Annotated in this window: 12 protein-coding genes; 2 read left to right on the forward strand and 10 right to left on the reverse strand. The window is 60.5% G+C overall.

Features of this window, described 5'->3' with window-relative positions; all coding sequences use genetic code 11:
• Window positions 1-252 precede the first annotated feature (252 nt).
• Complete coding sequence (locus B723_RS11015; protein ID WP_017340258.1) at window positions 253-1,359, forward strand: NADH:flavin oxidoreductase/NADH oxidase; 1,107 nt, start codon at window positions 253-255, stop codon at window positions 1,357-1,359.
• 133 nt (window positions 1,360-1,492) lie between these two features.
• Here the strand turns inward: B723_RS11015 and B723_RS11020 are convergent, their stop codons facing one another.
• A complete protein-coding gene (locus B723_RS11020) occupies window positions 1,493-3,118 on the reverse strand; it encodes a glucan biosynthesis protein D (RefSeq protein WP_017340257.1) in 1,626 nt (541 codons plus the stop codon).
• A 412-nt stretch (window positions 3,119-3,530) separates the two neighbouring features.
• On the opposite strand from B723_RS11020, the gene B723_RS11025 reads away from it, so the two are divergent.
• Window positions 3,531-3,716: a hypothetical protein gene (locus tag B723_RS11025; protein ID WP_017340256.1), complete on the forward strand. Its 186-nt coding sequence runs from the start codon at window positions 3,531-3,533 to the stop codon at window positions 3,714-3,716.
• A gap of 90 nt (window positions 3,717-3,806) precedes the next feature.
• On the opposite strand, the gene B723_RS11030 is transcribed toward B723_RS11025, so the two are convergent.
• The 9 genes from B723_RS11030 to B723_RS11070 all read right to left on the reverse strand — a co-directional run bounded on the left by B723_RS11030 (window position 3,807) and on the right by B723_RS11070 (window position 14,668).
• Window positions 3,807-4,319, reverse strand: a complete 513-nt coding sequence (locus tag B723_RS11030; RefSeq protein WP_017340255.1) for a BRO-N domain-containing protein — start codon at window positions 4,317-4,319, stop codon at window positions 3,807-3,809.
• Window positions 4,320-4,691: 372 nt separating this feature from the next.
• A complete protein-coding gene (locus B723_RS11035) occupies window positions 4,692-6,176 on the reverse strand; it encodes an APC family permease (RefSeq protein ID WP_017340254.1) in 1,485 nt (494 codons plus the stop codon).
• Window positions 6,177-6,410: 234 nt separating this feature from the next.
• The gene (locus B723_RS11040) at window positions 6,411-7,835 is read right to left on the reverse strand and encodes a gamma-aminobutyraldehyde dehydrogenase (RefSeq protein ID WP_052909689.1); all 1,425 of its coding nucleotides are present in this window, start codon (window positions 7,833-7,835) and stop codon (window positions 6,411-6,413) included.
• Window positions 7,836-7,924: 89 nt separating this feature from the next.
• Entirely contained in the window at window positions 7,925-8,734 is an 810-nt protein-coding gene (locus tag B723_RS11045) for an ABC transporter permease (protein WP_017336647.1), read from the reverse strand.
• Window positions 8,724-9,671 (reverse strand): ABC transporter permease, encoded by a 948-nt coding sequence (locus B723_RS11050; RefSeq protein WP_017336648.1) that lies wholly within the window; start codon window positions 9,669-9,671, stop codon window positions 8,724-8,726. Before B723_RS11050 ends, B723_RS11045 begins: the two co-directional genes overlap by 11 nt.
• A 1-nt stretch (window position 9,672) precedes the next feature.
• Window positions 9,673-10,710 (reverse strand): ABC transporter ATP-binding protein, encoded by a 1,038-nt coding sequence (locus B723_RS11055; RefSeq protein WP_017336649.1) that lies wholly within the window; start codon window positions 10,708-10,710, stop codon window positions 9,673-9,675.
• 222 nt (window positions 10,711-10,932) lie between these two features.
• Window positions 10,933-12,084, reverse strand: a complete 1,152-nt coding sequence (ydcS, locus tag B723_RS11060; RefSeq protein WP_017336650.1) for a putative ABC transporter substrate-binding protein YdcS — start codon at window positions 12,082-12,084, stop codon at window positions 10,933-10,935.
• Between the two features lie 82 nt (window positions 12,085-12,166).
• Window positions 12,167-13,624 carry a gamma-aminobutyraldehyde dehydrogenase gene (locus B723_RS11065; protein WP_017336651.1) on the reverse strand — a complete coding sequence of 486 codons (1,458 nt, stop codon included), beginning with the start codon at window positions 13,622-13,624 and terminating at the stop codon, window positions 12,167-12,169.
• Between the two features lie 129 nt (window positions 13,625-13,753).
• On the reverse strand, window positions 13,754-14,668 hold the full coding sequence (locus B723_RS11070) for a LysR family transcriptional regulator (RefSeq protein ID WP_008072897.1): 915 nt from the start codon (window positions 14,666-14,668) through the stop codon (window positions 13,754-13,756).
• Window positions 14,669-14,793 lie beyond the last annotated feature (125 nt).

A 14,793-nucleotide genomic window follows, 5' to 3' on the forward strand; every position in this document is an offset into this window, starting at 1 on the left:
CCGGCTCCTGGGGGGATTTGCGCACACCCTGCAAGGGCCGGCTTGCTGGCGATAGCGATTTCGCGGTCGCCGAATCTCTCGGAACCCTCCCTCATCCCCCATTGTCGACTAGGCTCTAAGCACTGCTTGATAATCCTTGTGACGTCTTGTCAATTTTTTGCCCGCGGGGGCGGGTGCTGCACCTTTTTCCTGTCACTCGTCGACTTTTCAAACAGAACCCTGGAGCCTGCCCACTGAGACGAGAGGTGCCCCATGAGTCTGCTGCTTGAACCCTATACCCTTCGCCAACTGACCTTGCTGAACCGCATTGCCGTATCACCAATGTGCCAGTATTCGAGTGTCGATGGCCTGGCCAATGACTGGCATCTGGTACACCTCGGCAGCCGTGCTGTCGGCGGCGCCGGTCTGATTTTTACCGAAGCCACGGCCGTCACCGCCGATGGACGCATCACCGCCGAAGACCTCGGCTTGTGGAATGACGAACAGATCGAGCCGCTGCAACGCATCACTCGTTTCATCACCGCCCAAGGCGCCGTCGCCGGCATTCAGTTGGCCCACGCCGGGCGCAAGGCCAGCACCCATCGGCCGTGGATTGGCAAGCACGGTAGCGTCAAACCTGAAGACGGCGGCTGGACACCCGTTGGCCCTTCGCCGATTGCGTTCGATCCGCAGCACACACCACCGAAGCAGCTCGATGAGGGCCAGATCGCCGAGGTCATTCAGGCGTTCGTTGACTCAGCGAAGCGCGCGCTGACCGCCGGTTTCAAAGTCGTCGAAGTCCACGCCGCCCACGGTTACCTGCTGCACCAGTTTCTATCGCCCTTGAGCAATCAGCGGCGCGATCAATATGGCGGTTCGTTCGAGAATCGTATTCGGCTGGTGCTGCAAGTCACCGAAGCAGTGCGTGCGGTTTGGCCAGAGGAGTTGCCGGTGTTCGTGCGCGTGTCGGCCACCGATTGGGTGGAAGACGGCTGGAATCCTGATGAAACCGTTGAACTGGCGCGACGCCTCAAAGACCTGGGCGTGGACCTGATTGACGTCTCCTCGGGCGGCACGGCGGCCAACGCGGAAATTCCTACAGGTCCCGGTTATCAAACCCGCTTCGCCGAACGTGTGCGCAAAGAGTCAGGCATTGCGACCGGCACGGTAGGAATGATCACCGAACCGGCCCAGGCCGAGCACATTCTGCGCACCTGTCAGGCCGACATCATCTTCCTCGCCCGTGAGCTCCTGCGCGACCCGTACTGGCCGTTGCATGCCGATGACGACCTGGGAGGGCGCAAGGCCATTTGGCCGGCGCAGTATCAACGGGCGACGCACAGGGATCAGCCGATTCATGAGTCGGATTTGCGTGACTGAGTGATGCGGTAAAAGCAAAAAGCCCCGATCAGGTTGATCGGGGCTTTTGTTTGTCTGGGGGGGGATTCATTGACTGTGCTGCAGTCTTCGCGAGCAGGCTCGCGAAAAGACCTGCCCAGACAACCCTCTTGCTTCAGGTGTACTTACGCTTCTCCGGCGCCGGCGGGAAGTACTGATACAACCAGGTCTCGCTCAGCGTCCGGTCATTGGTGCGAATGAACAACCGCAGCTCCACCGGGGCCACACTGTCATTGGTCGGGAACCAGTCAAACGTAATCCGGTAGCCCTTGATGTCATCCAGCACCAGCACGTTGAAGTCTTTGACTTCGCCGTTGGAGCACGTCACTACCGGCTCAATGCCTGTGCCTTCAGGCAAGCGGTCCAGACCGCCGCCAGTGAAGTCCACCGCAAACCGGCGTGCCCAGACCTCCGGATAATGTTCGCCCGGTGCCCAGCCCTCAGTGAAGCCGCCCATGCCCGAACGGGTCGCGGCGACCCGCGCCAGTGGCGTACCGACCGGCGGCAGCGCGCTCCAGTACAGCTTGTAGCCGTAATTCAGGGAATCGCCGGCGGCGACCGGTTTTTTCGGGGTCCAGAACGCGACGATGTTATCGAGGGTTTCGCCGGTTGTAGGAATTTCCAGCAGATCGATAGAGCCTTCGCCCCACGCGGTTGTAGGTTCTACCCACAGGCTTGGGCGTTTGCTGTACCAGTCGACGGTGTCCTGATAATTGGCGAACTCGTGATCGGTCTGCACCAGACCGAAACCTTTCGGGTCGGTGTCGGCGAAGGCGTTGAATTGCAGGGTGGCCGGATTGTTCAGTGGACGGCAGATCCACTCGCCATTGCCACGCCACATCGCCAGGCGATCCGAATCATGGATCTGCGGGTGAATGGTGTCGCACATGCGCCGCTCGTGGGTGCCGCAGCTGAACATGCTGGTCATCGGTGCGATGCCCAGTTGTTCGATGGCGGTGCGTGCATTGATGTGAGCGTCAACCTCCATCACCACGCGTTCGGCCTGGCAATCGATGTCGAACCGGTAGGCACCGGTCGCGCTCGGCGAGTCCAGCAGGGCGTACACCACGAAACGGGTGCTGTCCTTGTCCGGGGTCTCGAACCAGAACTTGGTGAAGTCCGGGAATTCCTCACGTTTCTTCGCGTAGGTATCGACCGCCAGACCACGGGCCGACAGACCGTACTGGCCCGTAGCATCTACCGCGCGGAAATAACTGGCGCCGAGGAACGACAACACGTCATGCCGGTCCAGCTCAGGCGCTTTGAACAGCTTGAAACCGGAAAAACCCAGGTCACCCGTGAGCTGCTTGGTATCGACCGTGGTTTTTTCATAGTTGAACAGCGAGGGACGGAAATGCACCTCCCGCGCCTGACGCGTCTTGGGGTCGACGCTGTACATGCGCACCGGCTGCTTGAAACCCATGCCGACGTGGAAAAACTGCACGTCCAGCTGACCTTTCAAATCCTTCCACAAGGAATGATTGGCGTCGTAGCGGATCGCGTTGAAATTTTGCGGGGTCATGGTCGCCAGCGTCGGCGGCAGCACCTGCTTGGTGTCCTGATAGCGGTTGCCGGCAAGTTGCTTGGCCTGGATTTTCAGGGTTTCGAAGTCGAAGGCCTGAGCCTTGCCATCCGCCGTTTCATTCCCGGCCCAGGCGCGGGCAGCGAGCAGGCCAGTGGCGGACAAACCAGTGTAGGCAGCGATGGCCATGGACGCTTTGAGCAAATTCCTGCGGTGCATAAGTACAACCTGTCGTGAACAATCCCGCGCCGTTCCTGGCACGTGCTGGATCAGAAATGGAGGTTCGGACATGCCTTCGGCCAAACGCAACGGACTTTAAACAGATGCCAAATAGCTTAAACCGTTCGGTGGCAGAGCAAAAATGATTGATGGCGTGACGATAGCATCGCAATGAAACAAGACGTTTCGGTTAACGTTTCCCACAGAGATTTCTGATTTACAGGGCATTTCTGCTTTTTTCGACTAATTACTCTAAAAACCGCTTTTCAGCGCCAATTTACTTCCTATTCTATGGGCATGACCGGTTTCTGCCCTCAGGCCGGTGGGATTCAGTTGTACAAGGACGCGGCTGAAAAAGAGAAGGGCGATGCGGTATCTGAAGTTTTCTTTGACTTAAAGAGGGACATCGTCCATGTCGAAAGTACAAGGCATTACCGAAATGTTGGGGATCTTCCCTTGCCTGGGTATCGGGCGGCGAAGGCGTCGGCTTAATTCCGAGGAGTTGAAACTGGTGGAGCGGTATCGCGAGTTGTCGGAGAGTGACCGGATCGCGATGCGGTATCTGGTGGATGCGATGCGCAGTGTTTCGCGGTTTTGAGTCGAGGTGGTTACCGTGAAAGCCATTTAATAGATGTACCCAAACTGAAGGGGCGGACTGTGAAGTCTGCCCCTTTTCATTGGCTGTGCTTCAGCTGCAAGTGCCCATGATTGGAAACGGCCGCTGCGCCTGTACCAGATCCGGCATGTCCCGCCACTTGATCCAGGCCGACTGTTGCCAGTGCAGCAGTGGCACCGAGAGCCCGCCCCATTGCAACGAACTCAGGCTAGGCATGTTTTCCACAGGTGCCGCGTTCGACTCACGCAGCGCAGGTATGACTTCGTTACTCAGCCATTGGCGCAGGTTGCGGTTTTCCGGGACAAAATGGTGGACCAGCAATGCGTACATTCCAGACTCGCTGACCATGAGTGATTCGACGGTTTTGCCGTTTTTCAGCAGCCAGATGTATCGGCGTTGATCAGGGTCGAGTTTTTGTGTGAGTCGTTGGTCCAGCGGGCGGCCCATCAAACGTCCCAGATCGTGGACGCAGAACCAAGCTTGGTTGGCTTGGATGACAGCGTGGAGGAAACGGTTGTGGCGTGGGAAAACGGTGGGGATGAAATGGCGATGACTTTCAGATGTATTTGAAGCGTGCGTAATCATTTTTTCGACTCCAATTTGAAAAGGGAGCCGCCACTCAGAGGAGCGCGGTAGCGCCGTATTGATTGTGTTCCGGCTTCGACACCGAGCCGCTGATTTTGCAGCGACAGGGCAAAGCCTATCGGTCAGACGCTCGCGGCGACAAGTCTGCTCTTGCGTCGCGTGCCGTAGGAATCAGAGTCTTTTCGGGAAGGCTCGATCTGTAGGAGTTTCCTGTTTTTTCACCGAGTACAGAAAACCGGAACCTGAGGCCTATGCCCAAGATCGCTTCGAAGCATAGGGATGAATTGGTGGCTGAACTGCGGGGGGACGACAGATGCCGTTTGACGAGTGAAGCTTGCCCCGGGAACCCACAGAATCCCGGGGCAATCGTTCTTAGCGACTAACCTTCCATGCATCCCCCGCAGGCGCCGCGCCATGGTCATACGGCTTGGCAATCCACATATAAAGCAGCCCCAACCCAATCACGATCGCCGTACTCAACACCATTGCATAGTTGATGTACCACGCTGCATCCGGTGTACGTGGCCAGGCCATGTTGATGATGGCGCCGACACCATAAACCAGCGCGCCGATGTTCACCGGCCAACCCCATGCACCGAGGGTGAATTTGCCGTTCGGTTTCCAGCCTTTCAGGCGGGCATAAAGCGCGGCGAGGACGATCATCTGGAACGCCAGGTAGATGCCGATGGCGGCGAAGCTGACGATGGTGGCCACTGCGTCTTGCAGGAAGAAGCCGAGAATGATGATCAGCGCCGGCAGGACGCCGGAGACGAACAACGCGGCGACCGGAACCTGGGTTGTAGGGGAAATCTTCTTCAGCAGTGAGCTGCCGATGACCATTTCATCCCGGGCGTAGGAATACAGCAGACGACTCGCCGCCGCTTGCAGGCTGATGACGCAGGAGATGAAGGAAATCATCACCACGCCCATCACCACTTTCGAACCGACCGGGCCGAAGGCGTTGTTGAGGATGGTGGTGACCGGGTCTTTGTCGGTGCCGTTGATCACCGCTTGCATGTCCGGCACGGCGAGGATCAGCGCCAGGCAGGCGAACATCGCCGCGATGCCGCCGATGTAGATGGTCATGCGCATGGCCACCGGGATCTGCTTGCTCGGGTTCGGGGTTTCTTCAGCCACGTCGCCGCAGGCTTCAAAGCCGTAGTACAGGAACATCCCCGCCAGCGAGGCTGTCAGGAAGGCCGGCAGGTAGGAACCATCAATGCTGATGTCGAAGGTGTTGAACAGCACGCTGATCGGTTGATGGCGTTCGAAAATCAGCAGGTACACGCCGACGATCACCGCGCCGACCAGCTCGCAGAGAAAGCCGAACATGGCGATCCGCGCCAGCACTTTGGTGCCGCTGAGATTGACCAGTGTGGCGAACAGCGTCAGCACCAGAGCGATGACGATGTTGGTGTTACCGCTGGGTTCAAAACCCATCATCGCGGCCAGGTAAGGTCCTGCACCCACGGCAACGGCAGCGATGGTGACGCACAGGGCGATGGAGTAGATCCAGCCGACCATCCACGCCCAGCGTTTGCCCACCAAGCGGCGAGCCCATGGGTAGACGCCACCGGAAATCGGGAACTGCGAGACCACTTCACCGAAGATCAGGCACACCAGCAACTGGCCGCAACCGACCAGCAAATAGGCCCAGAACATCGGTGGCCCACCGGCGGCCAGGCACAGGCCGAAGAGGGTATAAACCCCTACGACCGGCGAGAGGTAAGTGAAGCCCAGGGCGAAGTTTTCCCACAGGCTCATGCTGCGGTTGAAGTTGGACGTGTAACCCAGCTTGAGGAGTTGCTCGGCATCGCTGTCGGCAGCGGCTGCAGAGAGTTCGGGGATGGCGTTCATGGTGTGTTAGCTCCGGAAAATCGGCAGATTTCGGATGTCCGAAACCGTGGCGGGGCCTTGGCGGCGCTGCCCGGATCGGTGGTTATTGTTTTGGTTGTCTGCGTTGAAACCTGGTGGTGCGTGTTGCCGGTTTCGGCCCTGAAACCGAGTTGACGCCATCGCTGGCAAGCCAGCTCCCACAGGTCCGCGTCGTGCACAAAAACCTTTGTAGGAGCCGGCTTGCTCGCGAAGCTTTTAGTGCTTGAACATCACATGCCGCACAACGGTGTAGTCCTCCAGCCCGTACATCGACATGTCCTTCCCGTAGCCGGACAATTTCTGACCGCCGTGGGGCATTTCGCTGACCAGCATGAAGTGCGTGTTCACCCAGGTGCAGCCGTACTGCAAGCGCGCCGACAGGCGATGCGCACGACCGACGTCGGCGGTCCACACCGATGACGCCAGGCCGTAGTCCGAATCGTTGGCCCAGCCCAGCACCTGCGCTTCGTCGCTGAATTTGGTCACCGACACCACCGGCCCGAACACTTCGCGACGGACGATTTCGTCGTCCTGCAGCGCGTCGGCCAGCACCGTCGGTTCAAAGAAGAAACCATTGCCTTCAACCGCCTTGCCGCCGGTGATCAAACGGATGTGCGATTGCGCCATGGCACGTTCGACAAAACCGGCCACCCGGTCGCGGTGCTGCGCGGTGATCAGCGGCCCGAGTTCGGTCGACGGGTCATCCTGCAGGCCGTACTTGATGCTGCTGACCGCCGCGCCGAGCTTCTCGACGAATCTGTCGTAGATGCCTTCCTGCGCATAGATGCGGCAGGCCGCGGTGCAGTCCTGGCCAGCGTTGTAGAAACCGAAGGTGCGAATGCCTTCCACGGCGGCGTCGATATCGGCGTCGTCGAAGATGATCACCGGGGCCTTGCCGCCCAGTTCCATGTGCATGCGTTTGACGCTGTCGGCGGTGCTGGAAATGATGTTCGAACCGGTAGCGATGGAGCCGGTCAGCGACACCATGCGCACTTTCGGGTGGGTGACCAATGGGCTGCCGACGGAAGGACCACGGCCGAACACCAGGTTGAGTACGCCGGCCGGGAAGATTTCCGACGCCAGTTGCGCCAGGCGCAGCGCGGTCAGCGGGGTTTGCTCCGACGGCTTGAGCACCACGGTATTACCGGCGGCGAGGGCCGGGGCGATTTTCCAGGCGACCATCATCAGCGGGTAGTTCCACGGCGCGATGGAGGCGATCACGCCCACCGGATCGCGGCGGATCATCGAGGTGTGGCCGGCCAGGTATTCACCGCCGGCCGAGCCGCTCATGCAACGGCTGGCGCCGGCGAAGAAACGGAACACGTCGGCAATCGCCGGAATCTCGTCGTTCAACGCGGCGCTGTAGGGTTTGCCGCAGTTGTCGGATTCGAGTTTGGCCAGCTCTTCGCCGTGGGCTTCGATGGCGTCGGCGAGTTTGAGCAGCAGCAGCGAGCGCTCCTTGGGCGGAGTCTGCGACCAGCTGTCGAACGCGGCGTCGGCAGCGCGCACGGCGGCATCGACCTGGGCTTCGCTGGCTTCGTTGATTTCCACCAGCACGCGACCGAGGGCCGGGTTGAACACCGGTTGGGCGGGGCCTTCGCCGTCGAGCAGTTGGCCGTTGATCAAGAGTTGGGTTTGCATGGTTCTGTCCTCTTCGGAACTGTTGTTTTCTTCTGTAGGAAGCGGCCCAAATGTGGGCGCGGGTCCCTACAGTGAGTAGTCGTTGTCAGTTATTTCCCGCCACTGCCCGCCACGCTTTCACCACCACGGGTCAGGTAATAGGCGCCGAGAATCGGCAGCATGGTCACCATCATCACCAGCATCGCGACGACGTTGGTCACCGGCACGTCCCGTGGGCGGCTGAGCTGGTTGAGCAGCCACAGCGGCAGGGTGCGTTCATGGCCGGCGGTGAAGGTGGTGACGATGATTTCGTCGAACGACAGCGCAAACGCGAGCATGCCGCCGGCGAGCATCGCCGAGCCCAGGTTCGGCAGGACGATGTAGCGGAAGGTCTGCCAACCGTCGGCGCCGAGGTCCATCGAGGCTTCGATCAAACTGTGCGACGTGCGGCGCAACCGGGCGATGACGTTGTTGTAGACGATCACCACGCAGAAGGTCGCGTGGCCGACGATGATGGTGAACATCCCCGGCTCGATGCCCAGCGTCTTGAACGTCGCCAGCAGCGCGATCCCGGTGATGATCCCCGGCAACGCGATGGGCAAAATCAGCATCAGCGAGATGCCCTGCTTGCCGAAGAAATCCCGCCGGTACAACGCGGCCGATGCCAGCGTGCCGAGTACCAGCGCAATCAGCGTCGCCACGGAGGCGATCTGCAGCGACAGTTTGATCGCTTCCAGCACGTCCGGCCGTGAGAACGCCACGCCGATCCACTTCAGGGTGAAGCCCCTGGGCGGAAAGCTGAACGCTGCGTCTTCGGTGTTGAAGGCGTAGAGGAAGATGATCAGGATCGGGAAGTGCAGGAACACCAGTCCGCCCCAGGCTGCGATTTTCAGGCCTAAAGAAGCTTTCTCAGAGTGCATCGAAGGCCCCCAGTCGTTTGACGATGGTCAGGTAAATGGCGATCAGCACAATCGGCACCAGCGTGAAGGCCGCGGCCATCGGCATGTTGCCGATCGCGCCTTGCTGGGCGTAGACCATGCTGCCGACGAAGTACCCCGGCGGGCCCACCAGTTGCGGCACGATGAAGTCGCCCAGGGTCAGCGAAAACGTGAAGATCGAACCGGCGGCGATGCCCGGAATCGACAGCGGCAGAATCACCTGCATGAAGGTCTGGCGTGGCTTGGCACCCAGGTCGGCGGAGGCTTGCAGCAGCGAGGGCGGCAGACGTTCCAGCGAGGCCTGAATCGGCAGGATCATGAACGGCAGCCAGATGTAGACGAACACCATGAAGCGTCCCAGGTGCGATGTCGACAAGGTGCTGCCGCCCACGCCCGGAATGCCCAGCACGAACTGCAAGACCGGCTCCAGTCCAAGGTGTTGAACGAACCACTGCGCCACGCCGCCCTTGGCCAGCAGCAAGGTCCAGGCATAGGCCTTGACGATGTAACTGGCCCACATCGGCATCATCACCGCGATGTAGAAAAACGCCTTGGTTTTGCCCGTGGTGTAGCGCGCCATGTAGTAGGCAATCGGGAACGCGACGATGGCGCTGGCGATCGACACCACGACTGCCATGCTCAAGGTGCGCAGGATGATGTCGAAGTTCGAGGGCTGGAACAGCGCGGCGAAATTGGCCAGGGTCAGGTCCGGCGTGACCGCCATGGTGAAGTCGTCGAAGGTGTAGAAGCCTTGCCACAACAGCACCAGCAGCGAACCGAGGTAGATCGCGCCGAACCACAACAGCGGCGGCACCAGCAGCAGCGCCAGGTAAAAATTCGGTCGGCGATACAGCAGGTTGGAAAACCTGCGCAACGGCGAGCCGCCGGCCGGCGTTTGAGGGAGAGCTACGCTGGTCATCTCACACCCCGCCGGCAACGGTGTCGTGCAGCGGGATCATCGCTTCCCGCGCCCAGCGTGCGCTGAGGCGTTGCCCGGTCTGATGCTGCGCGCTGACGTCCAGCCACTGGTTGTTGGCCTGACTGATGTTCAGGGTCTGGCCGTTTTCCAGTTTCAGTTCATAGCGCGTGGCGCTGCCCTGGTACTGAATGTCGTGGAGTAAGCCGCTGACTTCGATTTCGTGACTGGCCAGCGGGCCTTCGGCGAAACGCACGTGTTCCGGGCGGATCGAAAACGGCTGCGGATTGCCGCTGAGTTGCTGCGCCAGATCGCCGCGAATCACGTTGGAGGTGCCGACGAATTCCGCGACAAAGGTGGTCGCCGGTTTCATGTAGAGATTGCGTGGCGTGTCGACCTGCTCGATGCGCCCCTTGTTGAACACGGCCACGCGGTCAGACATCGACAGCGCTTCGGTCTGATCGTGGGTGACGAAAATGAACGTGATGCCGAGCTGGCGTTGCAGCTTCTTCAGCTCACTCTGCATTTGCTCGCGCAGCTTCAAGTCGAGGGCGCCGAGGGGTTCGTCGAGCAGCAACACCCGTGGGCGATTGACCAATGCGCGGGCCAGGGCCACACGCTGGCGTTGACCGCCGGAGAGCTGCACCGGCTTGCGCTCGCCGTAGCCGCCGAGGGCGACCATGTCGAGGGCTTCTTCGGCGCGTTTGCGGCGTTCTGCCTTGCCGACGCCTTTGACTTTCAAACCGTAGGCCACGTTGTCGAGCACGTTCATGTGCGGGAACAGCGCGTAGTCCTGAAACACTGTGTTGACGTCACGCTCATACGGCGGCAGCCCGGCGGCTTCGTGACCATGAATCCGGATCGAGCCTGCGCTCGGTTGTTCAAAACCGGCGATCAGGCGCAAACACGTGGTTTTGCCCGAGCCGGAAGGGCCCAGCATGGAAAAGAACTCGCCGTCCTGGATGTCGATGGAAACCCGGTCTACGGCTTTCACTTCGCCGAAAAGACGGGAAACGTTGGTGAACTGGACTGCAAGCGTCATGGTGCGGTGCTCCGAAAAGGCGAGGGCCGTCACAGCGGCCCCGCCAGGACATCTGAAAAATCTGAATCAGTTGGCGTGTGTGGCGAGGGAGCTTGCTCCCGCTGGGTGGCGAAGCCGCCCCAAAACCAGTCATGCGGCCTGTCATGCAGACCGCATCAGCCCTTTTGGGAGTGCTCCGCACTCCAGCGGGAGCAAGCTCCCTCGCCACGGGGGGGCGGTGTGTTATCTGCCGCCCATGATCGCGATGTAGTCCTGGGTCCAGCGGCTGTATGGCACGAACTTGCCGCCTTCAGCCTGCGGGGTTTTCCAGAAGGCGATTTTTTCGAACTGGTCGAAACCGTTGGTCTTGCAGCCTTCGGCGCCGAGCAATTCACTCTCTTTGCAGCCCGCGGGAACCGACGGCAACGAACCGAACCAGGCGGCCAGGTCGCCCTGGACCTTCGGTTGCAGCGAATGGTCCATCCACTTGTAGGCACAGTTTGGGTGTTTGGCGTCGGCGTGCAGCATGGTGGTGTCGGCCCAACCCGTGGCACCTTCTTTCGGAATGACCGAAGCCACCGGCTGCTTGTCCGCCACCAGACCGTTGACCATGTAGCCCCAGGTACTGGACGCCACGACGCCTTCGTTCTTGACGTCACTCATCTGCACGGTCGCGTCATGCCAGTAGCGGTGGATCAACGGCTGCTGTTTGCGCAGCAGGTCCAGCGCGGCTTTGTATTGTTCTTCGTTGAGCTGGTACGGGTCCTTGATCCCCAGTTCCGGCCGTTTCGCCTTGAGGTAGAGCGCCGCATCGGCGATGTAGATCGGACCGTCGTAAGCCTGGACCCGGCCCTTGTTGGACTTGCCGTCCGGCAGGGTCTGCTCTTCGAACACCACGCTCCAGCTGTCCGGGGCAGTCTTGAACACGTTGGTGTTGTACATCAGCACGTTCGGCCCCCACTGGTACGGAGTGCCAAAGGTTTGTTTGTTGACGACGTACCACGGGCCATCCTTGAGACGCGGGTCAAGGTTCTTCCAGTTCGGAATCAACGCGGTGTTGATCGGCTGTACTCGCTTGCCGACGATCAACCGCAGCGACGCATCGCCCGACGCGGTCACCAGGTCGTAGCCGCCCTTGGACATCAGGCTGACCATCTCATCGGAAGTGGCGGCCGTTTTCACGTTCACCTTGCAGCCGGTTTCCTTCTCGAAATCGGTCACCCAGTCGTAGGCCTTGTCGCTTTCGCCACGTTCGATGTAGCCGGGCCAGGCGACGATGTCCAGCTGGCCTTCGCCGGCACCGACGGCTTTCAGCGGTTCGGCGGCCTGGATGCTGGCGCTCGCCAGCAGCGCCGTGGTGATTGCACTGAGCAGTGCGGTCTTGTGCACGAACATGGGAATTCCCTCTTCTTTAATTATGGTCGGGGCAGTTGTGAACGTGGTGAAGCATGCCGTTGGCGGCTTGTTATTAGCGTAGTCAGAGATGCTGTCCGTGGCGCGCCATGATGTGCCGCACCACGCTGTAGTCCTGAAGCGAATCGCTGGAGAGGTCTTTGCCGTAGCCCGAGCGTTTCAGGCCGCCATGGGGCATTTCGCTGACCAGCATGAAGTGACTGTTGATCCAGGTGCAGCCGTACTGCAAGCGCGCGGCCACTTGCATGGCTTTGTCGAGGTTCTGGGTCCAGACCGAAGACGCGAGGCCGTATTCCGAATCGTTGGCCCAGTCCACGGCTTGTTCGAGTTGATCGAAACGGGTCACGGTGACCACAGGCCCGAACACTTCGCGCTGGACGATTTCATCGCTCTGTTTGCAACCGGCGAGCAACGTCGGCTGGTAATAGAAGCCGGCGCCGGAATGCACGGCCGCGCCAGTCACGCGCTCGATGTGCGGCTGGCCGAGGGCGCGTTCGACGAAACTGGCCACGCGGTCGCGCTGGCGGGTGCTGATCAGCGGACCGATTTCGTTGTCGGCATCGCGTTTGCCGGCGAAGCGCAGGCTGCTGACCGCCGCACCGAGTTCGGCCACCAGTCGGTCATGAATTCCGGCCTGTGCATAAATTCGGCAGGCGGCGGTGCAGTCCTGGCCGGCGTTGTAGTAACCGTAGGTGCGCACGCCGTCGACCACGGCTTGAATGTCGGCATCGTTGCAGACGATCACCGGCGCTTTGCCGCCGAGTTCGAGGTGCGTGCGCTTCAGGGTTTTCGCAGCGGCTTGCAGGATTTTTTGCCCGGTGACGATATCGCCGGTCAGGGACACCATGCGGATTTTCGGGTGACTGACCAAGTGGCTGCCAACGCCTTCACCGCCGCCACAAATGATGTTGATCACGCCGCGCGGCAGGATCTCCGCCAGTGCGGGTGCCAGGGCCAGAATCGACAGCGGCGTGTGCTCGGACGGTTTGAACACCAGCGTATTGCCGGCGGCGAGGGCGGGGGCGATTTTCCACGCGGCCATCATGATCGGGTAATTCCACGGTGCGATGGACGCAACCACCCCAATAGGATCGCGGCGCACCATGCTGGTGTAACCCGGCAAGTATTCGCCACTGAGCTGGCCGGTCTGGCAGCGCACGGCACCGGCGAAGAAGCGGAACACGTCGACCGTCGCGCTCAAGTCGTCCTGTCGGGCCAGGTGCAAGGGTTTGCCGCAGTTCAGGGATTCGAGGCGGGCGAGCAGGTCGGCTTGTTTTTCGATGGCGTTGGCAATGTCCAGCAGCAGGTTCGAGCGCTGCTGCGGCGTGGTCCGCGACCAACTGGCGAACGCACGATGGGCCGCGAGGATCGCGGCTTCGACTTGCTCGGTGCTGGCTTCGGCAATGTGCGTCAGCACCTCGCCGGTGGCCGGATTGAGGATCGGTTCGACAAAACCCTGACCCGCGACCAGTTCGCCATCGATCAGCAACGCGGTGAACAACGGGGTCTGCGTGCCAGCCATTTTTCTGGATCTCTTTTCTTGTGTGGCCATGCTGCTCCCAGTGACTGAGGCCGGCCGTCTTATAGATGCACCAAGACTAGTGCCCGGACCCGAGGTCGACAAATACTAAATACTGAAGGTGGCGTTCGATTAAATAGATGGCTTGCGTCCGCCGTGGGGTTGCTCGCGAGCGACCGTCAGAAACGGGTCCACCAGCGCCGGGCGCGCCGTGCCACGGCGCCAGGCCAAGCCGACGTCGAGGGTCTGGCTCAGGTCGGCGATGGGCCGCGCTTCGATGATGTCGCCCTCCAATGACCATGGGCGGTACGTCATGTCGGGCTGGATCGACACGCCTAATCCGGCGGCCACCAGGCTTCGCACCGCCTCGGTCGAAGCGGTTCTGAGGGTAATGCGCGGTTGAAGTGACGCCGCCGACCACATGCGCTGGGCATTGCGATCCATTTCATCGACGTTCAGCTGTATCAGTGGCTCACGGGCGACGTCGGCGAGGTTGATGCTGTCGTGTTCCAGCAGCGGATGCTGGGCCGGCAACCATAATCGATGGGGCGAATGGGTCAGCACTTCCGTTTGCAGGGCGTGGCGGTCCTCGAGGTTGGAGAGGATCAGCACGCCGACATCGATCTCGCCGCTGACCAGCAAATGCTCGATGTACGGGCGCTCGTCCTCCATCACGCGGATCTCGACGTTGGGGTAGGCGCGTTGAAAACGGGTGAGCAAATCCGCGAGATAGTAACCGGCGACGAGGCTGGTCACGCCGATGATCAATTGCCCGGCGACCTGGTCGGTGCTTTGTTGCAGGCTGCGCTTGGCGTTGTCCACCGTCGCCAGAATCAAGTGCGCCTGGCGTAGGAATTGATGTCCTTGGTGGGTCAGAGTCATGCCCTTGGCATGACGGTTGAACAGTCCGACGCCGATTTCCTGCTCCAGTTGCTGGATGGCCAGGGTCAGTGTCGATTGGGAAATGAACGCAGTTTGCGCGGCGGCCGAGATCGAGCCGGTCTCGGCCACGGCGATGAAATGGCGAATCTGACGCAAGGTCATCATGAAGAATTACCCGGTGGGCGGTTTTTATAGATTCACTCGAGTGTATATCTTTTTAATCGATGGGCTTTTTTGCGTTACAGGAGATGAGCAACATCTGGAAGCACTCTCACCGGGAAGGGGTGGGC

The sequence above is a fragment of the Pseudomonas fluorescens NCIMB 11764 genome (genome assembly GCF_000293885.2).
Lineage (GTDB): Bacteria > Pseudomonadota > Gammaproteobacteria > Pseudomonadales > Pseudomonadaceae > Aquipseudomonas > Aquipseudomonas fluorescens_B.

Bases quoted from the DNA above. Each gene is read 5' to 3' on its own strand.
- B723_RS11015 (WP_017340258.1), top strand. From the start codon at position 253: ATGAGTCTGCTGCTTGAACCCTATACCCTTCGCCAACTGACCTTGCTG.
- B723_RS11020 (WP_017340257.1), bottom strand. From the start codon at position 3,118: ATGCACCGCAGGAATTTGCTCAAAGCGTCCATGGCCATCGCTGCCTAC.
- B723_RS11025 (WP_017340256.1), top strand. From the start codon at position 3,531: ATGTCGAAAGTACAAGGCATTACCGAAATGTTGGGGATCTTCCCTTGC.
- B723_RS11030 (WP_017340255.1), bottom strand. From the start codon at position 4,319: ATGATTACGCACGCTTCAAATACATCTGAAAGTCATCGCCATTTCATC.
- B723_RS11035 (WP_017340254.1), bottom strand. From the start codon at position 6,176: ATGAACGCCATCCCCGAACTCTCTGCAGCCGCTGCCGACAGCGATGCC.
- B723_RS11040 (WP_052909689.1), bottom strand. From the start codon at position 7,835: ATGCAAACCCAACTCTTGATCAACGGCCAACTGCTCGACGGCGAAGGC.
- B723_RS11045 (WP_017336647.1), bottom strand. From the start codon at position 8,734: ATGCACTCTGAGAAAGCTTCTTTAGGCCTGAAAATCGCAGCCTGGGGC.
- B723_RS11050 (WP_017336648.1), bottom strand. From the start codon at position 9,671: ATGACCAGCGTAGCTCTCCCTCAAACGCCGGCCGGCGGCTCGCCGTTG.
- B723_RS11055 (WP_017336649.1), bottom strand. From the start codon at position 10,710: ATGACGCTTGCAGTCCAGTTCACCAACGTTTCCCGTCTTTTCGGCGAA.
- ydcS (WP_017336650.1), bottom strand. From the start codon at position 12,084: ATGTTCGTGCACAAGACCGCACTGCTCAGTGCAATCACCACGGCGCTG.
- B723_RS11065 (WP_017336651.1), bottom strand. From the start codon at position 13,624: ATGGCTGGCACGCAGACCCCGTTGTTCACCGCGTTGCTGATCGATGGC.
- B723_RS11070 (WP_008072897.1), bottom strand. From the start codon at position 14,668: ATGATGACCTTGCGTCAGATTCGCCATTTCATCGCCGTGGCCGAGACC.